Annotated in this window: 16 protein-coding genes, 3 tRNA genes, 1 rRNA gene, 2 pseudogenes and 1 riboswitch; of the genes and pseudogenes, 10 read left to right on the top strand and 12 right to left on the bottom strand. The window is 54.4% G+C overall.

Going from position 1 to position 26,160, the window contains the following annotated elements; all coding sequences use genetic code 11:
• Positions 1-226: 226 nt before the first annotated feature.
• The 4 genes and pseudogenes from QMG90_RS21405 to QMG90_RS21390 all read right to left on the bottom strand — a co-directional run.
• Positions 227-349, bottom strand: a pseudogene (locus tag QMG90_RS21405) (hydroxyacid dehydrogenase); the annotation flags it as partial.
• A 16-nt stretch (positions 350-365) separates the two neighbouring features.
• Positions 366-1,477 (bottom strand): IS3 family transposase gene (locus QMG90_RS21400; RefSeq protein WP_430381668.1). Its coding sequence is split into 2 segments (ribosomal slippage): positions 366-1,216 and positions 1,216-1,477, totalling 1,113 coding nucleotides; the frame shifts between segments, so codons are not numbered across the junction.
• Positions 1,478-1,557: 80 nt separating this feature from the next.
• Positions 1,558-2,466, bottom strand: a pseudogene (locus tag QMG90_RS21395) (virulence RhuM family protein); the annotation flags it as partial.
• A 111-nt stretch (positions 2,467-2,577) separates the two neighbouring features.
• Positions 2,578-2,672: transfer RNA gene (locus tag QMG90_RS21390), tRNA-Sec, on the bottom strand.
• A gap of 290 nt (positions 2,673-2,962) precedes the next feature.
• Between QMG90_RS21390 and QMG90_RS21385 the strand changes: the two genes are divergently transcribed.
• Together QMG90_RS21385 and yicI are read left to right on the top strand one after the other, a co-directional pair.
• A complete protein-coding gene (locus QMG90_RS21385; RefSeq protein ID WP_283281766.1) occupies positions 2,963-4,351 on the top strand; it encodes a glycoside-pentoside-hexuronide family transporter in 1,389 nt (462 codons plus the stop codon).
• 10 nt (positions 4,352-4,361) lie between these two features.
• Complete coding sequence (yicI, locus tag QMG90_RS21380) at positions 4,362-6,680, top strand: alpha-xylosidase (protein ID WP_283281764.1); 2,319 nt, start codon at positions 4,362-4,364, stop codon at positions 6,678-6,680.
• Between the two features lie 20 nt (positions 6,681-6,700).
• Here the strand turns inward: yicI and QMG90_RS21375 are convergent, their stop codons facing one another.
• The gene (locus tag QMG90_RS21375) at positions 6,701-7,900 is read right to left on the bottom strand and encodes an MFS transporter (RefSeq protein ID WP_283281762.1); all 1,200 of its coding nucleotides are present in this window, start codon (positions 7,898-7,900) and stop codon (positions 6,701-6,703) included.
• Positions 7,901-7,988: 88 nt separating this feature from the next.
• On the opposite strand from QMG90_RS21375, the gene QMG90_RS21370 reads away from it, so the two are divergent.
• Positions 7,989-8,729, top strand: coding sequence for a MurR/RpiR family transcriptional regulator (locus QMG90_RS21370; RefSeq protein ID WP_283281760.1), 741 nt, complete (start codon positions 7,989-7,991; stop codon positions 8,727-8,729).
• A 4-nt stretch (positions 8,730-8,733) separates the two neighbouring features.
• Here the strand turns inward: QMG90_RS21370 and QMG90_RS21365 are convergent, their stop codons facing one another.
• From QMG90_RS21365 to QMG90_RS21350, 4 genes are all read right to left on the bottom strand, one after another.
• A complete protein-coding gene (locus QMG90_RS21365; RefSeq protein WP_283281758.1) occupies positions 8,734-10,110 on the bottom strand; it encodes a family 4 glycosyl hydrolase in 1,377 nt (458 codons plus the stop codon).
• A gap of 12 nt (positions 10,111-10,122) precedes the next feature.
• A complete protein-coding gene (locus QMG90_RS21360; RefSeq protein ID WP_283281756.1) occupies positions 10,123-11,694 on the bottom strand; it encodes a PTS transporter subunit EIIC in 1,572 nt (523 codons plus the stop codon).
• A gap of 175 nt (positions 11,695-11,869) precedes the next feature.
• Complete coding sequence (locus QMG90_RS21355) at positions 11,870-13,588, bottom strand: AsmA family protein (RefSeq protein ID WP_283281754.1); 1,719 nt, start codon at positions 13,586-13,588, stop codon at positions 11,870-11,872.
• A 118-nt stretch (positions 13,589-13,706) separates the two neighbouring features.
• Positions 13,707-15,098, bottom strand: a complete 1,392-nt coding sequence (locus QMG90_RS21350; RefSeq protein WP_283281751.1) for a nucleobase:cation symporter-2 family protein — start codon at positions 15,096-15,098, stop codon at positions 13,707-13,709.
• Positions 15,099-15,381: 283 nt separating this feature from the next.
• On the opposite strand from QMG90_RS21350, the gene gltS reads away from it, so the two are divergent.
• Positions 15,382-16,584, top strand: a complete 1,203-nt coding sequence (gene gltS, locus QMG90_RS21345; protein WP_283281749.1) for a sodium/glutamate symporter — start codon at positions 15,382-15,384, stop codon at positions 16,582-16,584.
• A gap of 46 nt (positions 16,585-16,630) precedes the next feature.
• Here gltS and glpK read toward each other — a convergent pair whose 3' ends face one another.
• Positions 16,631-18,136: a glycerol kinase GlpK gene (glpK, locus tag QMG90_RS21340; RefSeq protein WP_283281747.1), complete on the bottom strand. Its 1,506-nt coding sequence runs from the start codon at positions 18,134-18,136 to the stop codon at positions 16,631-16,633.
• Positions 18,137-18,157: 21 nt separating this feature from the next.
• Positions 18,158-19,006, bottom strand: a complete 849-nt coding sequence (locus QMG90_RS21335; RefSeq protein WP_283281745.1) for an MIP/aquaporin family protein — start codon at positions 19,004-19,006, stop codon at positions 18,158-18,160.
• Between the two features lie 456 nt (positions 19,007-19,462).
• Between QMG90_RS21335 and zapB the strand changes: the two genes are divergently transcribed.
• Positions 19,463-19,708 carry a septal ring assembly protein ZapB gene (zapB, locus tag QMG90_RS21330; protein ID WP_152958659.1) on the top strand — a complete coding sequence of 82 codons (246 nt, stop codon included), beginning with the start codon at positions 19,463-19,465 and terminating at the stop codon, positions 19,706-19,708.
• 38 nt (positions 19,709-19,746) lie between these two features.
• Here zapB and trmA read toward each other — a convergent pair whose 3' ends face one another.
• Positions 19,747-20,847, bottom strand: coding sequence for a tRNA (uridine(54)-C5)-methyltransferase TrmA (trmA, locus tag QMG90_RS21325; protein WP_283281742.1), 1,101 nt, complete (start codon positions 20,845-20,847; stop codon positions 19,747-19,749).
• A 101-nt stretch (positions 20,848-20,948) separates the two neighbouring features.
• Positions 20,949-21,124, top strand: a riboswitch (cobalamin riboswitch).
• Between the two features lie 66 nt (positions 21,125-21,190).
• Between trmA and btuB the strand changes: the two genes are divergently transcribed.
• From btuB to QMG90_RS21300, 5 genes are all read left to right on the top strand, one after another.
• Entirely contained in the window at positions 21,191-23,026 is a 1,836-nt protein-coding gene (gene btuB, locus QMG90_RS21320) for a TonB-dependent vitamin B12 receptor BtuB (RefSeq protein WP_283281740.1), read from the top strand.
• Positions 22,971-23,822 (top strand): glutamate racemase, encoded by an 852-nt coding sequence (gene murI / locus QMG90_RS21315; RefSeq protein WP_283281738.1) that lies wholly within the window; start codon positions 22,971-22,973, stop codon positions 23,820-23,822. The genes btuB and murI overlap by 56 nt, the downstream gene beginning before the upstream one ends.
• Positions 23,823-24,181: 359 nt before the next feature.
• A 16S ribosomal RNA gene (locus QMG90_RS21310) occupies positions 24,182-25,723 on the top strand.
• 70 nt (positions 25,724-25,793) lie between these two features.
• Positions 25,794-25,870: transfer RNA gene (locus QMG90_RS21305), tRNA-Ile, on the top strand.
• A 106-nt stretch (positions 25,871-25,976) separates the two neighbouring features.
• Positions 25,977-26,052: transfer RNA gene (locus QMG90_RS21300), tRNA-Ala, on the top strand.
• Positions 26,053-26,160: the final 108 nt, after the last annotated feature.

The following is a 26,160-nucleotide window of genomic DNA, read 5'->3' as shown; positions in this document are numbered from 1 at the left end:
TCTACCTGCTTTACTGACCGCTAAGTACAAAAAAATTTTGACGCTTTGCTTTGCCAGAGTATCATATTATTAATATTTACTTGAGTAAAGTAAAAGCAAATTATCTTTTGTGTGCTTAGGCGTCATATTCGATAGTTAGCTACTTGATTTATTATTTGTATTTTATGTTGGGTAAATGAATATACCTCCAAATGATTTTGCTTACAAAGAGCGCCGTCATCCAAAGCTATTTATTAGTCTTTTTATCCCACTGCAGCAACCCCGCAATATTCTTCTCTCCCTCGGCTTCTTTTAAGCGTCGCTGTTGCTCGGCAAACTGAACATATTCCGCCTGCGCTTTTTCATCCGCTGTAAGCACACCCGTTTTAGTTCCACGCACTTTTTGAGATTTCCGGTTTTTCAGCCATCAGCCGGTACTCTTCCGGCGTCAGGTTATTCAGGGATTCATGAGGTCGCTCACTGTTATATTCCGTCAGCCAGCGCTCTGTTATTTCCCGTGCTTCATTCAGTGTCCTGAACAGGTAAAAATCCAGTATTTCTGTCCGGTAGGTCCGGTTAAAACGTTCGATAAACGCATTCTGTGTTGGTTTGCCTGGTTTAATAAATTCCAGTGCCACACCATGCTCTTCTGCCCATTGCGCCAGCGTCAGCGAAATGAGTTCCGGGCCGTTGTCCATCCGCAGTTTCAGCGGATAACCCCGGTTTGCCACGATCCTGTCCAGCACCCGGACCACCCGTTGTGCCGGGATATTCAGATCGATTTCTATTGCGAGGGCCTCGCGGTTAAAGTCATCAACCACATTGAAGGTCCGGAACCGTCTGCCGCAGACCAAAGCATCATGCATAAAGTCTATCGACCAGCTCTGGTTAAGTGCTTCCGGCGTTGCCAGTGGTGACGGGTTACGTACCGGCAAACGCTGCTTTCCTTTACGGCGAAAATTCAGTTTCAGCAGGCAGTAAATCCGGTGGACTCTTTTATGGTTCCAGGGATTGCCTTGTCTGCGAAGTATCTGAAAAAGTTTATTAAATCCATACCGTGGATAGCGCTCAGCCGCTACAGTCAGCGCCACAATCACTGGCTCATCACGCCGTGTATCCGGCTGGTAACGAAATACCGTCCTGCTCAGCGATAACATCCTGCATGCCCGGCGTATGCTCATCGCAAACTGGGCAGTCAGATAGTTGACGAGCTCACGTTTTATCGCTGATTTTAAAGCTTTTTTTCGATGACGTCTTTTAACGCACGATTTTCCAGACTCAGGTCAGCAAACATTTGTTTCAGCCGGCGGTTTTCGTCCTCAAGATCCTTCATCTTTTTGATATCAGAGGCTTCCATACCGCCATACTTCGCTTTCCAGTTGTAATAGCTGGCCTCAGAAATACCGGCTTCACGGCAGACATCCTTGACGGTACGTCCGGCTTCGACGGACTTCAGAACGGCAATGATCTGGTGTTCGGTGAATCGGGCTTTACGCATGGCGATCTCCTCCGGGAACATAATCAGTATGTCGGAAGATCTCTAAAAGTGAATGGGCCGGTTTACGGGGATGGTTACACCGCCATTTTCTTACTGACTGTGCCTGCACCCTGCAGGACGTCGCGGTCGTTAAATTGCAGGAACTGATCAAGCTTATCCTGCCAGTCACGCAGAAATACTTGCTGACGGCGCCGGGCCTGATCTTCGGCAAAATCCAGCCACATGTTAACCACGCGGTTAAGCTCACTGACCTCATCCTGGTTAAGGTAGTTTTTCGCTACAGTCACATCACTTTTGCGCACTTCTTCGCCTTTATAGCTGGTCAGTCCCATTTGCGGCTTGCTGGCGTTCGCCCGGCTATGAATGAGTTCAGCAGCGGTGTGACCAGTGCAGGCGAAATGTAGCTTGTTCTGAATGGCTTGAAAAAACTGTGTTGTTTCTTTCAGCGATGGTTGATAGTCGGCAGCTAACGCGAAGATCTCCCGAACCCGCAAATAAACCCGTCGCTCGCTGGCGCGAATATCACGGATGCGTTCGAGCATCTCATCGAAATAGTCAGGTACAGTCGACGAACCCACAGGCGGATTTTTCAGCCGCTCATCGTCCATCACGAAACCTTTGATCAGGTATTCCTGGAGCGTTTGGGTTGCCCACTGACGGAATTGTGTTCCTCGGGTGGAGCGAACGCGGTAACCAACAGCGAGTATTAATGGCAGGTTAAAGTATTGAACCTGGTAATTTTTTCCATCGCTGGCAGTTGTTCGGTAAAACCGAACAACTGAATTTTCGACCAGTTCACCTTCTTCAAAGATATTTTTGATGTGTCCGCTGATGGTCGCTTTAGCTTTACCGTAAAGCTCGCAAATCATTGCCTGAGAGAGCCATAACGTCTCGTTTTCAAAACGGCATTCAACGCGTACTTTTCCATCGGTACTGGCAAACATCACAAATTCACCCGTCGGGGATTGGGTTAAGTGTTCAGTTGCCATATTTGCCTCCGCGCTGATGATAATAAAATTCTCGCCGACACGTAGTATGCCAGAGTGAGGGGATTCTAAAGGGTATTTGTTGTCGCAAGGAGAGTACAAAACAAGACATTTTGGCGGAAGATCACAGGAGTCGAACCTGCCCGGGACCGCTGGCGGCCCCAACTGGATTTGAAGTCCAGCCGCCTCACCGGAGACGACGATCTTCCGCGCCTGCATTGCTACATGGAGGCGGGGCGCATTATAGCTACTTTCAGGCATTTACCACATCACTTCATGAACTTTTTTCGCATCATTTTGCCCTGCGATAATCCGTTTTGCATAAACCCTCATAAAATCCGCTAGTTACATTTTCACACACTCTTCCGTCCGACCGCGATCACAGAAAGCAAGAAACGTAAATTGATAACCAGATTTTGGAATACCCGCGCCCGGAACGATGGTTTAAAAATCCCGTAACCGGTTTCAATGCCCTCTTCAGGCGCAAAAGGATGAGAAAATGAAACGTGAAGTATTGTCCGTCAAAGAGAAGATTGGTTACGGCATGGGTGATGCCGCCAGCCATATCATTTTTGATAACGTCATGTTGTACATGATGTTTTTCTATACCGACATCTTTGGTATTCCTGCTGGTTTCGTCGGCACTATGTTCCTGCTGGCCCGCGCGCTGGATGCGATCTCAGACCCGTGCATGGGGCTGATTGCCGACCGCACCCGCAGTCGCTGGGGGAAATTCCGTCCGTGGATTATTTTTGGCGCCATCCCGTTTGGCGTCGTCTGCGTGCTGGCTTACAGTTCGCCGGATCTCTCCCACAACGGCAAGCTGATTTACGCCGCCGTGACCTATACGCTGCTGACGCTGCTCTACACCATCGTCAATATTCCTTATTGCGCGCTGGGCGGCGTGATCACCGATGACCCGAAACAGCGCATCTCGCTGCAGTCCTGGCGCTTTGTGCTGGCGACGGCAGGCGGCATGCTCTCTACCGTGCTGATGATGCCGCTGGTGAATCTGATTGGCGGCGAGGATAAAGCGTTTGGTTTTCAGGGCGGGATTGCAGTGCTCTCCGTGGTAGCGTTCCTGATGCTGGCGTTCTGCTTCTTTACCACCAAAGAACGTATTCAGGTGCCCCCGAGTACCGCTTCCATGCGTGAAGATTTGCGCGATATCTGGCAAAACGACCAGTGGCGCATCGTCGGACTGCTGACCATCCTCAATATTCTTGCGGTCTGTGTGCGTGGTGGGGCGATGATGTATTACGTCACCTGGATCATGGGCGATGCCGCGCTGTTTACTGCCTTCCTGGGTACTTATTGCGTCGGTAACCTGATTGGCTCGGCGCTGGCGAAGCCACTGACTGACTGGAAATGCAAAGTCAGTGTCTTCTGGTGGACCAACGCCGCGCTGGCGGTATTAAGCGTGGCAATGTTCTTTGTGCCAATGAACGACGACATCATCATGTTCCTGTTCATTTTCGTCATTGGCGTGTTGCACCAGCTGGTGACGCCCATCCAGTGGGTGATGATGTCCGATACCGTCGATTACGGCGAGTGGCGTAACGGCAAACGCCTCACTGGCATCAGCTTCGCTGGCACCCTCTTTGTGCTGAAACTTGGTCTGGCACTGGGCGGCGCGTTGATTGGCTGGATGCTGGCGGGCGGTGGCTATGACGCCGCAGCGAAAACGCAAAACAGCGCCACCATCAGCATTATCATTGCGCTGTTCACCCTTGTGCCCGCGGTGTGTTATCTGCTGAGCGCGGTGATCGCCAGACGCTATTACACCCTGAAAACCCCTTATCTGGCGAAGATCATGAGCGAACTTGCGCAGGGTGCACGTCGTCATCAACAGGAATTTGAACAGCTACCGGTTAGCAAAGAACTATGAGGATGAAACGATGAAAATCAGTGATGGAAACTGGCTGATCCAACCCGGGCTCACTCTGATCCACCCGATCCAGGTGTTCGATGTCGAACAACAGGGCAACGAAATGGTGGTTTACGCCGCCCCGCGCGACGTCCGGGAACGGACCTGGCAACTGGATACGCCATTGTTCACCCTTCGCTTTTTCTCACCGCAGGAAGGTGTGGTCGGCGTACGCATTGAACACTTTCAGGGCGCTATCGACAACGGCCCGCACTATCCGCTGAACGTACAGAAAGATGTTAACGTGCAAATGCAGAACACGGCAGAATTTGCCGAACTGAAAAGCGGCAACCTCAGCGTTCGCGTCACCAAAGGCGAGTGCTGGTCGCTGGATTTCTTGCGCAACGGCGTGCGTATTACCGGCAGTCAGGTGAAGAATAACGGCTACGTCCAGAACACCAACACCGCGCGCAATTACCTGTTTGAGCGACTGGATCTCAGCGTCGGGGAAACCGTCTATGGTCTCGGCGAGCGCTTTACCGCACTGGTGCGCAACGGCCAGACGGTTGAGACCTGGAACCGCGACGGCGGCACCAGTACCGAGCAGTCCTACAAAAACATCCCGTTCTACCTCACCAACCGCGGCTACGGCGTACTGGTGAATCACCCCGAGTGCGTGTCGTTTGAAATCGGCTCGGAGAAAGTCTCAAAGGTGCAGTTCAGCGTCGAAGGGGAGTCTCTGGAGTATTTCGTGATCGACGGCCCGACGCCGAAAGCGGTGCTTGACCGCTACACACAGTTGACGGGGCGCCCGGCGCTACCGCCTGCGTGGTCGTTTGGCCTGTGGCTCACTACCTCGTTTACCACCAACTATGACGAAGCGACGGTCAACAGCTTCATCGACGGCATGGCCGAACGTGACCTGTCGCTGCACGTTTTTCACTTCGACTGTTTCTGGATGAAAGCGTTTCAGTGGTGCGATTTCGAGTGGGATCCGGTGACCTTCCCGGATCCGGAAGGGATGATCCGCCGTCTGAAAGCGAAAGGGCTGAAAATCTGCGTCTGGATCAACCCATACATCGGACAGAAATCACCGGTGTTTAACGAATTAAAAGAGAAGGGCTATCTGCTTAAACGCCCGGACGGGTCGCTGTGGCAGTGGGATAAATGGCAACCAGGGCTGGCGATTTACGATTTCACCAACCCGGAAGCCTGTGAATGGTACGCCACTAAGCTGAAAGGGCTGGTAGATATCGGCGTCGATTGCTTCAAGACAGATTTTGGCGAGCGCATTCCTACCGATGTGGTGTGGCATAACGGTGCCGATCCGCAGAAAATGCACAATCATTATGCATACATCTACAACGAACTGGTGTGGAACGTGCTGAAAGAGACGGTGGGCGAGCAGGAGGCGGTGCTGTTTGCCCGCTCGGCGTCCGTCGGCGCGCAGCAGTTTCCGGTGCACTGGGGCGGAGACTGCTATGCCAACTATGAATCGATGGCGGAAAGTCTGCGCGGCGGGCTGTCGATTGGTCTGTCAGGCTTTGGGTTCTGGAGCCATGACATTGGCGGTTTCGAAAACACCGCTCCGGCACATGTCTATAAACGCTGGTGCGCGTTTGGCCTGCTCTCCAGCCACAGCCGTCTGCACGGCAGCAAATCTTATCGCGTGCCGTGGGCATATGACGATGAATCCTGCGACGTGGTGCGTCACTTTACCGAACTGAAATGCCGGATGATGCCGTACCTGTATCGTCAGGCCGCGCTGGCCCATGAATGCGGAACGCCGATGTTGCGCGCCATGATGCTGGAGTTCCCGGACGATCCGGCCTGCGACTACCTCGACAGGCAGTACATGCTTGGCGATGCGGTGCTGGTCGCGCCGGTTTTTTCGGAAGCGGGTGACGTGCAGTTTTACCTGCCGGAAGGACGCTGGACGCATCTGTGGCACAACGATGTCGTGCAGGGCGGTCGCTGGCTGAAACAGCAGCATGATTTCTGCAGCCTGCCGGTGTATGTGCGGGAAAACACATTGCTGGCGCTGGGGAATAACAGCCAGAAGCCGGATTACGCCTGGCATGAAGGGACGGCGTTCCAGTTGTTCAGCCTTGCGGATGGCGCAGAGGCCGTAAGCCAGGTGCCTGCGGCGAACGGTGAGGTTGTCTTTACGCTCAAAGCGACACGCTGCGGCAACACCGTGACCGTCAAAGGCGAAGGTGATGCCCGCGGCTGGTCGCTGTGCTTGCGCAATGTGCCACAGGTGGCAGAGGTGCAGGGCGGCGCGGTTGCTGACAGCGAATGGGGAGCAGTGGTGACGCCAGAGCATAATGAACTGGTGATCACGCTTTAACGGTGCTGATGCCCTCTCCTTCAGGGGAGAGGGCAGCGATCAGGCGCAACGCTTTTTTTCTCCTTGGCAAAGGCAATCCTGCCCCACACCGCGAGCAGTGCATAGAGCGCCATCGGCAGCAGAAAGCTCAGGTGAAGGCTGACGTTATCAATGAGCATTGCCTGCATCCAGGGAATGATGGCTCCGCCAATGCCTGCCATGACCATCGCGGCCGCCAGCAGGTTTGCCTGTTGCGGATACTGGCTGAGCGTATGACCAAAGATAATCGGGTACATCACCGAATTGCCGAGGCCGGTAAGTAATAACAGCCACCCGCCAGCGGCATTATTGAGTCCTGTCGCCAGCGCAACCAGCAACACACCCAGCAGGGTAGCGGTTCGAAACACGGCGGCGTTATGGGCGTTACTGGCGAACAGACCAAACAGCAGTCGCCCGACCAGCGCGCCGCCCCAGTAGAGCGAAACCAGCGACATGGCAGTTTCCGGCGACCAGCCAGCGGAGAGGGTCAGGTACTGGACGAGGCTCGTCGCAATCGCCACTTCCACGCCGACGTAAATAAAAATGGCGGCGATGCTCAGCATCGGCTGCGGTTGCTGGCGAAGGCTGGTGAAACGCAGCGCTGCCAGCGGTGGGCGGGGGACATCCGGCAGGCGAATAATGACGCTGCCGATGAGCAACGCGATCGAGGCCAGCGCCAGCATGAACCATAATCCGCTGACCGGCTCCTGGTGAAGGTAAGGATCGGCGGGGTACAGCTTCAACAGCAGCGCAAGAAACACTGGCGCCAGCGTGGTGCCCAGTGAATTGACCGCTGAGGCGAGGCTCAGGTTACTCACCCGCCGGTCAGCCGGGCTGAGCAACGACAGATACGGGTTAGCGACCACCTGCATGGCGGCCACGCCCGTTGCGACAATGAACATTCCTGGCAGTGATCCGTAAAACGTGTTCATGCTGATCGCCGCCGCGAGCAACAGGCAGCCTGCGGTGCTCAACAGTAATGAAAATTGCAGCACGCGCCGGTATCCCCAGTGGGCAATCAGCACGGAGCAGGGAAGGCAACTGATAAACGGGGCGATATAAAACAGGACGGTGATGAGCATCGCCTGCTGCCAGCTAATCTGGAAGTAATGATAAAAGAAAAGGATGATGGTGCTGTTAATGGCGGTAATATTCCCCCATAAGAAAAACACCATCGCCAGTAAAGACAAATTCCTTTTCATAGCATTATTATTCCGGAAAAGTGAAAGAATACGCATACTGAAATCCACATGTCTGTTACAGTCCTTTTTCATTATTCGGGGGTGTTGCATGGAACTGGAAAATATTTTTCGCGATGTGAAACTGAGCAAAACCGAAATAACCGTTTTGCGGACAATTCAGAACGATCCGGAACAATGTATTCGTGACGGAATTCGTGCCGTCGCTGAACGTTGTTACAGTAATCCTTCTTCACTGGTGCGTCTGGCGAAAAAACTGAAATTCAGCGGCTGGCTGGAGCTGGTCTATTTCATTAAATTTAATATCACGATGCCCAAGCTGGATGTCACCAACGACGTTGATTTCATGAAGATTCAGCCCGCAGAGCAACTGACCCCGCTGCTCAGTGGATTACAGCATCATCGCATTCTGATCCACGGCAGCGGGTTTTCACAGCTGATTGCGCAATATATTTATAATAAGTTCCTGGTGATTGGCGTTAATGCCAGTCTGGCGTTGTGGCCAGACTATGAAATACTTGAACAAAAAACGGCAACGAAATTTGATGCGATTTGGATCGTGTCTAAATCCGGTCGTAGTAGCTCCGCATTAAATTGGGTTAAGGCACTGGAAGGCAAAGACATCGATCTCATTTGCTTTACCGGTGATTATCAAAGCCCCTTAGCCCAGGCGGCAGATACCTCCTTTATTATTCACGACCCGCAAAAATACGATGACGATATTTACTGGAGCAACCCGTTCTTCGGCTACTGCATTTTAGGCTTTGAGCATTTGCTTAAACTCTGGTTCAGGCAGACCGCGTCGGGGGCATCCATCGATACCCCCGAGTAAATCCTTACCAGTCCTTGCAGTGCGTATCGTCGAGATACGCCGTCACCAGTTTTTGCGCCAGTGACCATGAACCCACCAACGGATGCGCCATTAACGCGCGCACCGCCAGTTCACGGTCGCGGTTGAGGATCGCCGCCACCGCCAGACGCTCGTACTCTTTGACGCAGGAAATCATGTTTTTCTGCGCGGTCGGGACGTGCTTCGGCGTGACGGGTTTCAGGCCCGTTCGACTGAGATCGCAGCTGATTTCAATCACATCGTCCGGTTGCAGGAAATCCAGCGTGCCGTTGTTGGCGAGCGAGACCACGATACGTTTTGTGGTCGTGCTGTTGACCGCCTCGAGAATATCAAGCGCCACGCCCGCGTACCCGCCAGTATCCGGCTCTTCAATAAACTGCTGTAGCGTCAGCGGCTCGCGGGTGTTGAATTTTTCCTGATGCGACTCGCTCTGCATGTAGCTGTTTTCACGGCGCAGATAGTGTTTCATCCAGATATCAAACGCCGCTTCCGGGTTTTCCCGTACGTTGACGCCAGCCAGCTCCTGGCGCATATCCTGGTTGATGCTGGCGATTTGCTCGCCACGGGTTTCCGGCGCGTCCTGAATCGCTTTCAGCGCCACTTCCCGATAGTAGTAGTAATAGAGATATTCATTCAGCAACTGCTTGTCGCAAAGCTGTACCAGCTCCGGCGAGAAGTACTGCATGGCAGTTTTAAGGTACAAGTCAGGGTTATTGATTAACCGGTCGGTGACGTCTTCGCCCTGCACGGTGAAATGGGTAAACCAGGAAAAATGGTTCAGTCCGTAGCACTCGACTTTCAGATCCTGCGGGTTGCAGCCCAGAATTGACGGCAGTTCGCGAATGAGTTCTGACGGCGCATCGCAGATCCCGTACACCCGGCGTTTGAAGCCAGACTTGATGATCGCTTCCGTCACCAGCCCTGATGGGTTGGTGAAGTTAAACAGAATGGCGTCTTTGGCAGCATGCTCTTCAATCAACCGGCAGTAATTCAGAATGGCCGGTATGGAGCGCATCGCCATGGCGAAACCGCCCGCGCCGGTGGTTTCCTGACCCAGCGTGTTGTGTTCAAGGGCGATGCGTTCATCACGGATGCGGCTTGCATCACCGCCGACGCGCAGCGTGGTAATCACGTAATTGGCGCTTTTCAGCGCCGCAACGGGATCGGTCGTCAGGGAAAAATGGATATCCGGACGAATGGTATTAAATACATAGCGCGCGATTTCACCGAATAGCGTCAGATTTTCCGCAGAACTGTCGAGAAAAACCACCTCCTGTAAGCCGATGCGATGCGCATTGTACGCCAGCGATTTCGCCAGGAATGCTGAACGGACACCGCCGCCACCTATTACGGTTAATTTCATAACGTCTCCCACTTAATTATTTGCCAGCCAGGTGTCAACGCTGGAGCGAACTTGCCCAACCCTGACGCCATAAATAACTTGTACTTCATTTCGGTTATGCACCACGCCATTTGCGCCGGTACTTTTCAAAACTGCATCGTCAACAATATCGGGGTTATGTACCGCCACCCGTAAGCGGGTAAAACAGTTGTCGATGGAGATAATATTTTCTTTACCGCCCAGCCCACGGATAATTTCATCGGTGGTGGTATTACTGGTTTGCGCGTTCTGTTTAATTTTCTGCCGGTAATCTTCTTTGCTGTATAACTTCACGTCGTCGTCATCTTCACGGCCTGGCGTTTTCAGTTTCAGTTTGACAACCAGGGTTCGGAAAATAAGGTAATACGCCGCGAACTGACCGATACCAATCACCACGTACATCGGCCAGCGGGTTAAGGAAACGGGCAGTGGCAGGTTATAGATCAGGAATTCAATTAAGCCCGACGCACCCCAGGGGCGAACGGTGAAAATATCGCAAATTGCCTGTGATGCCGCCGTCAGCGTCGCGTGGATCACCCACAACAGCGGCGAAATAAACAGGAACGTAAACTCAATCGGCTCCGTGATCCCGGTCAGCATCGAGGTAATGATGGCAGGCAATAGAATGGCCTTCGCCAGCATTTTTTTCTCCGGTTTCGCGGTGTGATAGAACGCCAGTGCCGCACCCGCCAGACCGAAGATGGTGGTCATGCCCTGCTGCGAGAAACGCAGCGCTTCGTTCATCACCGGCGTCAGATCCGGGTGGCGCATATAGGCGAGGAAAATCGCCTGCGTCCCGGAGACCGTTTGTCCGTCAACGCTCAGCGTGCCGCCAATCTGCGTGAGCTGGAACGGCGACCAGACGAAATGATGCAGCCCGGTGGGAATGAGGAATTTTTCGAAGAAGCCGTAGACGAATACCCCCGCCACGCCGGCGTTTTTCATAAAGCCGGTTAACGCGGCAATACCGTGAGTAATGAACGGCCAGATCCACGTAAAGGCCATGGCGTAGAGGATGATCACCGGGGTCATGGCAATCAGCGTCAGCTTCGCGCCGCCGTACATGGACAGTGCGCCGGGCAGTTCGATGCCGGTGACTTTGTTATGTACCCAGGCAATGGTGCAGCCAAGAATAATACCGAGGAATACGCCCATATCGACGACCACAAATCCCAGAATTTGTGTTTGCCCGGTACCGTAATATTCGCCATTAATTTTTTCGGCGATACCGTGGGTATATTCCAGCCAGGAGTGGTTAGCGCCGAGGAACATAATAAAACACATCACCGCAACCAGGGCGACTTCTGTTTTTTTATCCTTCGCTAAACCGTAACTAATTCCCACGCAAAACAATAATCCTAAATTACCAAATAACGGCCAGAACGTGTCCCCCAACAACTGGCCGATTTGATGTAAAAAATTCGTTTCTGAAATAAGCGTCGGGTTCGTTAATATCGAACTCAATGCCAGAATTAAACCAATAACAGGTAAAAACAAGACTGCGCCGATCATGGCTCTGGAGAATTTTTGCATGTTCTCCAGAATACGTTGACGTATCCCAGACATAGTAGTTGTACCTTTTTTAAAGGGAATTTTTATTTATTACGTGCTCTTCCAGTTAAGGTGTTATATCAACTACGCAGGCGAACCGGAACCTGTTGCGAGAAATAGGTACAAACAGTCACAAAATGCGAACAGGTTTCGCGGAAAGGAGCCCCTGACAATCGTCAGGGGCGGGAGATTATGGTGTGGCGGGTGTTTCAGGTGCAGGCTGAGGCGCGGCGGTGGTGATTTCGCCGCCATGCATCGCCTGGCTGACTTTCTGGTGGTTCATATTCTCTGCGCTAAGCTGGCCGCTGACAGTGGGTTTCAGCGGCGCGGTGGCCTGCACACTGCCGCTGGCGGTGAGCTGGAGATTGCCGTCGCCGGTGATCGGCAGCGCAGGCCAGCCCCACGGCTGCAATACATTCAGCGGCACCCCGCGTCCGTTCAGGCTCACGTTGACCTGCCGTTGCGGGAGCTGCGAAACCGTCGCCGTCGCTTCCAGAATGCCTTTTTCGGTAAACGCGCTCAGTTCGCTGATATTGACCGTCGACGCGTTGGCCGTCAGCGTCATCGACGGGCGCCGCACGTCAACGCGATTAAACGTCGCCAGCGCGCCGTTCAGCGTGGCGTTGCCGTTCCACACGCCCCACTGGCGATCCTTCAGCAGTTGCAGGTTACTGCCGTAACCGTCCAGTGACGTGATCTGCCACGGGAAGGCGGGATCGATGTCGATCACCAGGTTGCGGCTGGCGCTCAGTTTTTTCAGTGTCAGATTGCTCAGCCACGACGGCATGGGTTTCATCCACAGCTGTTTCCAGTTTTTCGGCAACGTGTATTCCAGACCGGCAATCGCGACATCGTCCAGTACCAGCCCGTTATCGCTGCGCAGCCAGTTGCCGGAGGTGCGCAACAGGCCGCCTTCCCAGCGGGAAGTGAACTGGCGCAGCGCGATGCCCTGCGGAGAAAATTCGCCGTTGAGGATAGGATCGAAAAGATGGATGCTGCCCCAGATAAACTCGCTGGCGTTCATCGACAGTTTACCGTCCTGGCTCTGCCAGCCGCCGTTGCTGAGCGTCAGGTTGCGCAAACTCATGTCCAGATCGGTCACCGCCCAGTCCGGCCCCTGCAGGCGCGCGTCAGTTACGTCGATGCGACCGATTTGCAGTGAGGGCACCGTGGTGAGTGGCGCGAAAAAATCGGTCAGCGATTTATCGCTTTGCAGGCGGATTTCGTCCAGTCGCAGGTTATCAATCACCCAGCTGCCGTCCGCCTCGCGGCGCGCTTTGCCGGTCAGCGACCCGCGCGCCATATCGGCACCGAGGGTATCGAGCGTGACAATACCATGATCGATAGCGCCCTGAATCAACACGTTGCTGGCGGGAACGCCGTTGAGCGTCATTGATCCGGCGCTCATCTGAATCGCCGCTTTCTTACCTAAGACGTTGCCCGCTTCCGGCAACCACGGGCTGACGCCGCCGGTGACGCGCTGGGCGCTCAGATCCCAGTTCGTTTGCGGACTGTTAAACGCCATATTGCTGAGCTGCAGGCGGTCAGCCTCGAAGGGAAGCGGCGCTGTTGACGGCGAGAGATTCAGCGTGCCGTCCTGCAACAGGATCGTGTCGGCGTGCAGCGGGTCGGTGAGCTGGCGGCTGCTGAGGCCGATATCCACCGTTCTGGCGACCAGCGTTGCCGGTTTGTCATCGCGACCGAAAGTGACGTTTTTCAACAAAATATGGGCAGGCGACGAGAAGCGATGATCGATCGCATCGAAGGAGAGGTGATAGCGGGTGTGGTCAGTGATCCAGCCGCTGACCTGTCGCGCGCCCCACTGCGTCTGGAGCAGAAAATAGAAGGCGAGGATCACCACCAGGAGGGCGATCAGCAGCCAGAGAACCAGCTTCCCGATAAATTTCATGGGCTTCCATCCTGAGAAGTGCACATAAGAGTGTTATGCACGAATTATGCGCAATGCTCAAGGAGGGAATCGTGTATTTCGATGTCACGACAGCGGCCAGGCCGCTGTCGTGCGGGGATTACGCTTTCTCTGGCGGGAACACCAGATTCAGAACAATCGCGGTGATACCGCCTGCGGCGATACCCGAGGAGAGCAGATTTTTCAGCCAGTCCGGCGCAAACTGCAGGATTAGCGGCTGCTGAGAGACGCCCAGGCCAACGGCCAGCGACAGGGCGATAATCAGGATCGCGCGGCGGTTCAGCGGTTCGCGGGAGACGATGCGCACGCCGGAAGCGGCGATGGTGCCGAACATCACCAGCGTTGCGCCGCCCAGTACCGGCTCAGGAATGTGCTGCACGAAGCCGCTGACCGCCGGGAACAGGCCCAGCAGGATCAGCATCAGCGCCACGACGAAACCGACGTAACGGCTGGCGACGCCGGTCAACTGGATCACGCCGTTGTTCTGACCGAAGCAGGAGTTCGGGAAGGTGTTGAACACCGCCGAGACAAAAGAATTCAGACCGTTCGCCAGCACGCCGCCTTTCAGGCGCTTCATATACACCGCCCCGGAAACGGGCTGCTCAGAGACGTCAGAAGTGGCGGTGATATCGCCGATAGTTTCCAGAGAGGTGATCATAAAGACCAGCATCAGCGGCAGCAGCAGGTTCCAGTCAATACCCAGCCCGTAATAGAGCGGCGTTGGCACCATGATCAAATCGTTGTTGGTCGGTGCGGTATTCGCGGGCAACATGTCTAACGCCCACGCCGCCAGATATCCCGCCGCCATGGCGATGACCAGCGACGCAATGCGCAGGTACGGGTTGCGCTGGCGGTTCAGGATGATGATCAGCACCAGCACGATTCCGGCCAGCAGCAGGTTTTTCGGCGCGCCGAAAGTGTGGTCGTTCATCGCCGCGTAGCCGCCGCCGATGGAGGTCAGACCGACCTGAATCAGCGACAGACCGATAATCATCACCACCACGCCCGACACCAGCGGCGTAATGATGCGCCGCGCCAGATGCAGGACGCGGGACAGTACCATTTCGGTACAACTGGCGAGCATCAGCGTGCCGAACAGCGCCGCCATCATGGTCGGGACATCGGCACCGCCGGTTTTTAACGCCGTACCGCCCATGATCAGCGGCGCGACAAAGTTGAAGCTGGTCCCCTGAATGGAGAGCAGCCCGGAACCCACCGGACCCCAGGCCTTAATCTGAATGATGGATGCCACACCGGATGCGAACAGCGACATACTGATAATGTGCTGAGTATCTTCAGCCGGTAATCCCAGCGCCTGACAGATCAGCAATGCCGGGGTAATGACCGCCACAAACATCGCCAGCAGATGCTGGAACGCGGCGAACAGCGTTTGCGGCAGGGGCGGGCGATCTTCGAGGCGATAGATTAATTCGCTGGGTTGAGTCTGCGCAACCGGTTGCGCACTTTCTGACTCGAGGGTGTTAACAGACATCTAAGGCAATCCCGTGGTGGAAAAGTGGGGATTTTATCGAACTGCGTGGCAAAAGCAAACGTTTGCCACGTCTGGCGGAATAATTTACGCAATCGCGTAAAACTGCCAGTTTATTTCACTAAAGTTGGTTTTTCCGTAGAAATGACCTGTTGATAACCATTTTTCTGTAATTTCCGCCCATTTTTTGATTAAAATTCGACTCCTGATTCCTCATGAAGAGATTAATCGGCACAGGAACAATACATCGCGTGTGAATGGATCATGCGCTAATAAGGAGCTTTTTATGTTTCACCTCGATACCTTATCGACGCTCGTGGCCGCCACGCTGGTGTTGCTACTGGGGCGCAAACTGGTCCACACGGTTCCCCTTTTCAAAAAATACACTATTCCCGAACCCGTTGCGGGCGGTCTGTTAACGGCACTGGCGTTACTGGTGCTGAAAAAAAGCATGGATATCGAAATTGATTTCGATATGAGCCTGAAAGATCCGTTGATGCTGGCGTTCTTTGCCACCATCGGCCTCAACGCCAACCTTGCCAGCCTGCGACTGGGCGGAAAAGTGCTCGGCACGTTTTTGATCGTCGTCGTGGGCCTGCTGTTGATGCAGAACGCGATTGGCATCGGAATGGCAAAAGTGCTGGGGCTTGATCCGCTGATGGGGCTGCTGGCGGGGTCGATCACTCTGTCGGGCGGCCACGGCACCGGGGCGGCGTGGAGCAAACTGTTTGTTGAACGCTACGGTTTTGCCAACGCTACCGAAGTCGCGATGGCCTGTGCGACATTCGGCCTGGTGCTGGGCGGCCTGATTGGCGGTCCGGTGGCGCGCTATCTGGTTAAACACTCGTCAACACCTGACGGCACACCGGATGATCAGGAAGTTCCCACCGCATTTGAGAAACCGGATGTGGGGCGCATCATCACCTCGTTGGTGCTGATCGAAACCATCGCGCTGATTGCCATCTGCCTGACCGTGGGTCGCGTGGTTGCGCAACTGCTGGCGGGTACTGCGTTTGAACTGCCGGTGTTTGTCTGCGTGCTGTTTATTGGCGTGATCCTGAGTAACGGTCTGGCGCTGCTGGGGTTTTATCGCGTGTTCGAGCGTGCGGTTTCTGTGCTGGGCAACGTCTCGCTGTCGCTGTTCCTCGCTATGGCGTTGATGAGCCTGAAGCTGTGGGAACTGGCGTCACTGGCGCTGCCGATGCTGGTGATTCTGGTAGTGCAGACGCTGGCGATGGCGATGTATGCGATGTTCGTCACCTGGCGGATGATGGGCAAAAACTACGATGCGGCGGTGCTGGCGGCGGGGCACTGCGGGTTTGGTCTCGGCGCAACGCCGACGGCGATTGCCAACATGCAGGCAATTACCGAACGCTTCGGTCCGTCGCACATGGCATTCCTCGTGGTGCCGATGGTGGGCGCGTTCTTTATTGATATTGTCAACGCACTGGTGATCAAGCTGTATCTGATGCTGCCGATCTTCGGGTAATAAAAAAGCCGGGCGCGTGCCCGGCTTCCTGCAACGACTGATGCGCTTAGTCGTGATCTTCCCACGTCATCGCGCGTTTCACCGCTTTTTTCCAGCCGCTATAACGGTAGTTACGCTCGGTGGTTTCAATCCCCGGGCGGAACTCACGCTCAATGACCGCTTTTTCCTGCAACTCATCCAGATTCTGCCAGAAACCGACCGCCAGACCGGCCAGATAAGCCGCGCCCAGCGCGGTGACTTCGCGGACTTCCGGCCGCTCGACGCGTGCGCCGAGGATGTCGGACTGGAACTGCATCAGGAAGTTATTGGCCACCGCGCCGCCGTCCACGCGCAGGGCGTGCAGACGAATGCCGGAGTCGGCCTGCATTGCTTCCAGCACGTCGCGGGTCTGGTAGGCAATCGACTCCAGGGTGGCGCGAATGATGTGGTTGGCGTTCACACCGCGGGTCAGTCCGAAAATGGCGCCGCGGGCATACGGATCCCAGTACGGCGCGCCGAGACCGGTGAACGCGGGCACGACATACACGCCGTTGGTGTCGTTCACTTTATTGGCGAAATACTCTGAGTCGAAGGCATCATTGATGAGTTTCATTTCATCACGCAACCATTGAATGGACGCGCCCGCCATGAACACCGCACCTTCCAGCGCATAGTTCACTTCGCCGCGCGGTCCGCAGGCGATGGTGGTCAGTAACCCGTGCTCCGACGCCACGGCTTTTTCGCCGGTGTTCATCAGCATAAAACAGCCGGTGCCGTAGGTGTTTTTCGCCATCCCTTCCTTGACGCACAGCTGGCCGAACAGCGCTGCCTGCTGGTCACCGGCGATCCCGGCAATAGGAATACGCGTGCCGCCTTTACCGCCGATGTTGGTCTGACCGTAGATTTCAGACGATTTGCGCACTTCCGGCAGCATGGCGCGCGGGATGTCCAGCGCGTCGAGCATTTTGTCGTCCCAGTCCAGCTCGTGGATATTGAACAGCATGGTCCGCGAGGCGTTGGTGTAATCAGTGACGTGAACGCGCCCCTGGGTCATTTTCCAGATAAGCCAGGTGTCGACGGTGCCGAACAGCAGCTCGCCGCGTTTCGCCCGCTCGCGGGAGCCTTCGACATGGTCGAGGATCCACTTCACTTTGGTGCCGGAGAAGTACGGGTCGATCACCAGGCCGGTGGTTTTGCGTACGTACTCTTCCATGCCGTCGCGCTTGAGCTGTTCGCAGATGTCCGCGGTACGGCGGCACTGCCAGACGATAGCATTGTAAATCGGCTTGCCGGTTTCACGATCCCAGACGATGGCGGTTTCACGCTGGTTGGTGATGCCGATCGCGGCTATCTGATCGGAACTGATATCGGCTTTTGCCAGCACTTCAACCAGCGTGGAGCTTTGCGATGCCCAGATCTCCATCGGGTCATGCTCGACCCAGCCTGGCTTAGGGTAGATCTGTTCAAATTCGCGCTGTGAGACGCTGATGATATTAGCGTCATGATCCATCACGACAGCGCGGGAGCTGGTGGTGCCCTGGTCGAGAGCAACGATATATTTTTTGTCAGTCATGATTCTTGTCCCGTAGTCAGTTTACAGCGAAGCTTTTTGCTGCGACGTCGAAGTGGATTCCTTTTCTTCCACCACCTCACACTCGTCGCACGGTAAATGGCGGCCAATCAGTTTACGATAGCTAAATGCGCCCAGTGCCGCACCCACGACCGGTGCAAACAGCGGCACGAGGAAGTAGGGGATGTCCTTGCCGCCGGTAAGAGCGACGTTGCCCCATCCCGCGACCCAGGCGAAGGCTTTCGGCCCGAAATCACGCGCCGGGTTCATCGCGAAGCCGGTAAGCGGACCCATCGAAGCGCCAATCACGGCGATCAGCAGGCCAATCAGCAGCGGCGCCAGCGGGCCGCGCGGTACACCGTTGCCATCGTCCGTCAGCGCCATAATCAGACCCATCAGCACGGCGGTAATCACCATTTCTACCGCAAAGGCCTGCACAAAATTGAGGTGCGGATTCGGATAGGTGGAGAAAATACCTGCCAGTTCAAGGCTTTCGACGCTGCCGCGCACCATATGATGCGTCTCTTCGAAGCTGTAAAAAAGATTGTAGTAAAGCCCGTAAACTAACGCCGCTGCGCAAAAGGCGCCGGCAATTTGCGAAATAATAAAGGGAACGACTTTGCGCCCGTCAAAGCAGGCAAACAGCCACAGCGCGATAGTTACCGCCGGGTTCAGATGTGCGCCGGAAACCCCTGCAGTCAGGTAAATGGCCATTGCCACCCCCAGACCCCAGATAATACTGATTTCCCACTGCCCGAAGCTGGCGCCGGCTACTTTCAGCGCCGCGACACATCCAACGCCGAAAAAGATCAACAAGCCGGTACCGAGAAACTCCGCGATGCATTGGCCTTTTAAGGTTGATGTCTGGCTCATAATTAGATCCTGAAGACGTAGTGATGATGATAGGGTACATGGTGGCTGAAGATGACCATGCTGCCATGTAGGCATGGTGTTAATTTATCGTTAACGAGCAAAAACGAGAAATATCGAAATCAAAATGTGTGTACTGCGTCAATAAAATGAGCGTTTTCGCGCCATTTTGTGCGTTTAAGCACCTTTTTGCGGAGTGTGAGCTGAATCAATTCATTAACGGATGAGTTAACAATTTAGAGGTATCTGTCCAGAACGCACCAGGTATAGACTGAAAATGCTGGCAAACCGCAATCTGCGCGGCTTGCCGCTGGACAGCAGCGTCGGGGCTTCATACAATCGGGGCCATTACTGTAATGCGCTTATTTTCGTAAAGGCGTCACCGGCGTTCCGGGACGAGAGTCAGTTAAACCCGATATCTTTGGGTTGCTATCAACGCCTTGCAAGTTCAGGAGAGGTATGACGATGTCATTAGAAGTGTTTGAGAAACTTGAAGCCAAAGTACAGCAGGCGATTGATACCATCACGTTACTGCAGATGGAAATCGAAGAGCTGAAAGAAAAGAATAATTCGCTGGCGCAGGAAGTGCAGTCTGCGCAGCATGGCCGCGAAGAGCTGGAGCGCGAAAACAGCCACCTGCGCGAGCAGCAGAACGGCTGGCAGGAGCGTTTGCAGGCTCTGCTGGGCCGCATGGAAGAGGTCTGATGCGCTGGCCCTCTCCTGTTGAGGGCCAGTCCGTTCGCTTACTTCCGTTCCAGCAGAACCCCGCACTCCATATGATGGGTGTAGGGGAACTGATCGAACAACGCCAGACGAGCCATCTTATGCGTCTGGCCTAACGTTTCCAGATTCTTACACAACGTTTCCGGATTACAGGAAATGTACAGAATACGCGGGTACGCCTGTACCATCTTCTCCGTCTCGCTATCCAGCCCGCTGCGCGGGGGATCAACAAAAATCGTCTCACACTGATAACTCTTCAGATCAATGCCCTGAAGACGGTTGAATTCGCGCACGCCGTTCATCGCCTGGGTAAACTCTTCCGCCGCCATACGGATGATCTGCACGTTATCAATGTGGTTAGCCGCGATGTTGTACTGGGCTGCAGCGACCGACGGTTTGGCGATTTCTGTCGCCAGCACGCGGTTAAAATTACGCGCCAGCGCCAGCGAGAAATTCCCGTTGCCGCAATAAAGCTCCAGCAGATCGCCTGTCGCGTCTTTTGTCGCATCCAGCGCCCATTCCAGCATCTGAATATTCATGCCCGCATTCGGCTGGGTGAAACTGTTTTCCACCTGGCGATAGATCATTTCGCGCCCACCGACCGGCAAACGCTCATCAATGAAATCCTGATCGAGCGCGATTTTGGTTTTTGTCGCCCGGCCAATCAGATGCACGTTGAGGTTTTTCGCACGCAGCGCATCGCGCAACGCTTCGGCTTCACGACGCCATTCGTCGTCAAGCTTTTTGTGATACAGCAGCGAAACCACCGCCTGATTGCTGATGGTGGTCAGATAGTCAATCTGGAACAGCTTGTGGCGCAGCACACGGTTGTTGCGTACGCCAGCGATTATGGCGGTCATCAGCGCGTTGATAAGCTCGCTGGCCGCCGGGAAGCTGTCGACGCGAATACGCGATTTCGTCTGTTGATCGAAAATGATGTGATACAGGTCGTCACCGTCGTGCCACAGGCGGAATTCGGCACGCATGCGGTAATGACTCACTGGCGAACGAAACACTTCCGGAACCGGCGCGTCAAAAGGCGCCATCATTTTTTGCAGGCGGACGACTTTCTCAGCCAGCTGCGCGTCGTATTGTTCGGTAGGAAGGTGTTCGGGGGTCATGGTGCATCCTGATTCATAAAAGTACGCGGCGATTGTAGGGATTGTGCCGGGGATGTCCAGACATAATGGTTAATAGCAGTCTGGACATCTATATGCCGCAATTGTAGCATTCTGTTTCCGGTCTCCTGAGAGTGAAAAGGGAATCCAGTGCAAATCTGGAGCTGACGCGCAGCGGTAAAGACTGGCGGGATGAGAGCAACAGACACTGTGAAAACGGGAAGTCTTCATCCGTAAAACGCCACCCAGCCCGAAGACCTGCCGGGATCACGTCGCATTTGGTTTCATCATCGCGTGCTATAGATGAGGCCTGCGGCATCCTTCTTATATTGTGGATGCTTTTACAATGATTAAAAAAGTATCGCTGTGGACGGCCTTGTCCGCCACGGCTTTTTCCGTCTGGGCGCAGGATGCCACCCCTGACACGCTGATCGTCACAGCAAACCGTTTTCAACAACCTGTGAATACTGTTCTGGCCCCGACGTCCGTTGTCACCCGCGAAGATATCGAACGCTGGCAGGCAAAAAGTGTTGATGAAATTATGCAGCGTCTGCCTGGTGTGGATATTGCGCAAAGCGGCGGTATGGGGGCGCAGTCTTCGACCTACATCCGTGGAACCGAGGCACGCCATGTGCTGGTGCTCATTGACGGTATTCCATTAAACAATGCCGGGATCAGTAACGCGCCTGACCTGAGCCAGATCCCGGTCTCCCTGATCCAACGTATCGAATACATTCGCGGCCCACGTTCAGCGCTGTATGGCTCGGATGCTATTGGCGGGGTGATCAACATTATCACCGGGCGTGATAAGCCAGGCGCGGAGATCTCCGCGAGCATGGGCTCTAACGGCTACCAGTCCTATGACGGCGCCTTCCAGCAGGAAATCGACAAAACCAAAATTACCATGGGGGGTAACTACACCTATACCCGTGGTTTTGATATTGGCGCGAATGATGCGCCGCGTCAGCCCGATCGCGACGGCTTTATGAGTAAGTCTCTGTTCGGTTCTGTCGAGCAGCAACTCACCGATAACCTGAGCGGATTTGTGCGTGGTTATGGCTATGACAATCGTACCGCCTATGACGGTTATGCCTCGTTTACTGCGGATGGCACGCCGGATACGCGCCAGCTCTACAGCCAGAACTGGGATACCGGATTGCGATTCAACCAGGGTATCTACCAGTCTCAACTGGTGGCGGGTTATGGCCGCAGCAAAGATATTAACTATGACCCGAGCAAAGGCCGCTATGCCGATTCCGCCACCCTGGATGATGTGAAGCAATACACCACCCAGTGGCTGAATACCTTCACGGTGGGTCACGGTAACATTGGCGCGGGTCTCGACTGGCAGAAACAGAAAACCCAGGCGGGAACCGGCTATCTGGATAAAGGCTACGAGCAGCGTAATACCGGCGTTTTCTTGTCTGCGATGCAGCAGTTCAATAGCGTGACGCTGGAAGCGGCGGCCCGCCATGACGATAACTCTAACTTTGGCGACCATGGCACCTGGCAAACCAGTGCGGCCTGGGAGTTTATTGAAGGTTACCGCATCGTGGGTTCATACGGTACCGCCTACAAAGCGCCAACCATGAGCCAGATCCACAGCGCAGACTATGGCAATCCGGATCTTAAGCCGGAAGAGAGCAAGCAGTGGGAAGGGGGCTTCGAAGGCCTGACGGGGCCAGTAAACTGGCGTATCAGCGCGTATCGAAATGATGTTGATAACCTGATTGGTTATGACGCGAACTACCGTTATTACAACGTCGACAAGGCGCGTATCGAAGGGATCGAAGCCACAGCGCAGTTTGATACTGGTCCGCTGGCGCATCAAATCTCTTATGACTATGTCGACCCGCGCAACGCAATAACCAACGAAGTGCTTAAGCGCCGCTCCAAACAGCAGGTGAAATATCAGCTGGACTGGCAGGTGTGGGATCTCGACTGGAATCTCGCCTATCGCTACCTCGGCACGCGCTATGACGATGACTTTAGTTCGTATCCCTATCGTGAAGTCAAACTGGGTGGCGTAAGTTTGTGGGATGTCGCAGTTTCATATCCGGTCACCTCTCACCTGACAGTTCGTGGTAAAATAGCAAACCTGTTCGATAAAGATTACGAGACGGTTTATGGCTATCAAACTGCAGGACGAGAATACACCTTGTCTGGCAGCTACACCTTCTGATCCACGTCCCACCGTACTGGTCTTTGACTCTGGTGTCGGTGGGTTGTCGGTCTATGATGAGATCCGGCATCTGCTGCCGGATCTGCATTATATCTATGCTTTCGACAATGTCGCTTTCCCGTATGGTGAGAAGAGCGAAGATTTTATTGTCGAGCGCGTTGTTGAGATCGTGACGGCGGTCCAGCAACGTTATCCGCTTTCCCTCGCAGTGATTGCCTGCAATACCGCCAGTACGGTTTCTCTTCCTGCGCTGCGCGAAAAATTTGCTTTCCCGGTAGTGGGGGTGGTTCCGGCGATTAAACCGGCGGCACGTCTGACGGCGAATGGCATTGTCGGTTTGCTGGCGACGCGCGGCACGGTGAAACGTCCTTATACCCGCGAGCTGATCGATCGTTTTGCCAATGAATGCCACATCGAAATGCTGGGGTCGGCAGAGCTGGTGGTGCTGGCCGAAGCCAAACTGCATGGCAAACCGGTCTCGCTTGAGGAATTGCGCCGCATTTTGCGCCCGTGGCTACGGATGCCGGAACCGCCGGATACTGTCGTGCTGGGTTGTACACATTTCCCGTTATTGCAGGATGAGTTACTGCAGGTGCTGCCGGAAGGGACTCGTCTGGTGGATTCCGGAGCGGCGATTGCGCGTCGAACGGCCTGGCTACTGGAACATGAAGCGCCGGATGCGAAATCTACGGATGCCAATATCGCCTTTTGTATGGCGCTGACGCCGGAGACTGAACAACTTTTACCCGTTTTGCGCCGTTACGGTTTCGAAACGCTCGAAAATCTGGCGGTTTAGTCGCACTTTGGACAAAAATAAGGCGGTTGAAAAGTTTTTTGAAAAGAGGGCTTGTCAACGCCACAGAACTCCCTATAATGCGCCTCCACTGACACGGCACAACGGCAAACACACCGGCCTGTCAGGTGAAGTTAACCGAAATAACATGTTGACTTCATAGCGGGAAAGCGTATTATGCACACCCCGCGCCGCTGACAAAAAGCGAAGCGGCAACTGCTCTTTAACAATTTATCAGACAATCTGTGTGGGCACTCGGAGTGACATGGATTCTTGACGTCCTCGGACGAAAAATGAATACCAAGTCTCAAAGAGTGAACACGTAATTCATTACGAAGTTTAATTCTTAGAGCATCAAACTTAAATTGAAGAGTTTGATCATGGCTCAGATTGAACGCTGGCGGCAGGCCTAACACATGCAAGTCGAGCGGCAGCGGGGGGAAGCTTGCTTCCCCGCCGGCGAGCGGCGGACGGGTGAGTAATGTCTGGGAAACTGCCTGATGGAGGGGGATAACTACTGGAAACGGTAGCTAATACCGCATAACGTCTTCGGACCAAAGTGGGGGACCTTCGGGCCTCATGCCATCAGATGTGCCCAGATGGGATTAGCTAGTTGGTGGGGTAACGGCTCACCAAGGCGACGATCCCTAGCTGGTCTGAGAGGATGACCAGCCACACTGGAACTGAGACACGGTCCAGACTCCTACGGGAGGCAGCAGTGGGGAATATTGCACAATGGGCGCAAGCCTGATGCAGCCATGCCGCGTGTATGAAGAAGGCCTTCGGGTTGTAAAGTACTTTCAGCGGGGAGGAAGGTGTTGTGGTTAATAACCGCAGCAATTGACGTTACCCGCAGAAGAAGCACCGGCTAACTCCGTGCCAGCAGCCGCGGTAATACGGAGGGTGCAAGCGTTAATCGGAATTACTGGGCGTAAAGCGCACGCAGGCGGTCTGTCAAGTCGGATGTGAAATCCCCGGGCTCAACCTGGGAACTGCATCCGAAACTGGCAGGCTTGAGTCTTGTAGAGGGGGGTAGAATTCCAGGTGTAGCGGTGAAATGCGTAGAGATCTGGAGGAATACCGGTGGCGAAGGCGGCCCCCTGGACAAAGACTGACGCTCAGGTGCGAAAGCGTGGGGAGCAAACAGGATTAGATACCCTGGTAGTCCACGCCGTAAACGATGTCGACTTGGAGGTTGTGCCCTTGAGGCGTGGCTTCCGGAGCTAACGCGTTAAGTCGACCGCCTGGGGAGTACGGCCGCAAGGTTAAAACTCAAATGAATTGACGGGGGCCCGCACAAGCGGTGGAGCATGTGGTTTAATTCGATGCAACGCGAAGAACCTTACCTGGTCTTGACATCCACGGAAGTTTTCAGAGATGAGAATGTGCCTTCGGGAACCGTGAGACAGGTGCTGCATGGCTGTCGTCAGCTCGTGTTGTGAAATGTTGGGTTAAGTCCCGCAACGAGCGCAACCCTTATCCTTTGTTGCCAGCGATTAGGTCGGGAACTCAAAGGAGACTGCCAGTGATAAACTGGAGGAAGGTGGGGATGACGTCAAGTCATCATGGCCCTTACGACCAGGGCTACACACGTGCTACAATGGCATATACAAAGAGAAGCGACCTCGCGAGAGCAAGCGGACCTCATAAAGTATGTCGTAGTCCGGACTGGAGTCTGCAACTCGACTCCACGAAGTCGGAATCGCTAGTAATCGTGGATCAGAATGCCACGGTGAATACGTTCCCGGGCCTTGTACACACCGCCCGTCACACCATGGGAGTGGGTTGCAAAAGAAGTAGGTAGCTTAACCTTCGGGAGGGCGCTTACCACTTTGTGATTCATGACTGGGGTGAAGTCGTAACAAGGTAACCGTAGGGGAACCTGCGGTTGGATCACCTCCTTACCTGAAAGAACCTGCCTTCGAAGTGCTCACACAGATTGTCTGATGAAATACAGCAGTAAAAAATCTCTGCAGGCTTGTAGCTCAGGTGGTTAGAGCGCACCCCTGATAAGGGTGAGGTCGGTGGTTCAAGTCCACTCAGGCCTACCAAATTTTCCCTGAATACTGCGTTGCGAAACGACTCGCATACTGAGGTATGCTTCGCCGTTGCGCGCCTTGTCTCAGGAAAAATTACCGGTACAGAGGTAATCACGATGGGGCTATAGCTCAGCTGGGAGAGCGCCTGCTTTGCACGCAGGAGGTCTGCGGTTCGATCCCGCATAGCTCCACCATCTTTACTGCGACACAAGAAAACTTCAGAGTGTGCCTGAAAAGGTTCACTGCGAAGTTTTGCTCTTTAAAAATCTGGATCAAGCTGAAAATTGAAACACTGAATAGTC

The organism is Trabulsiella odontotermitis, assembly GCF_030053895.1.
GTDB classification, from domain to species: domain Bacteria; phylum Pseudomonadota; class Gammaproteobacteria; order Enterobacterales; family Enterobacteriaceae; genus Trabulsiella; species Trabulsiella odontotermitis_C.
Note: the sequence above shows the minus strand (reverse complement) of the source record. Positions and strands in the feature narration are given on the sequence as shown.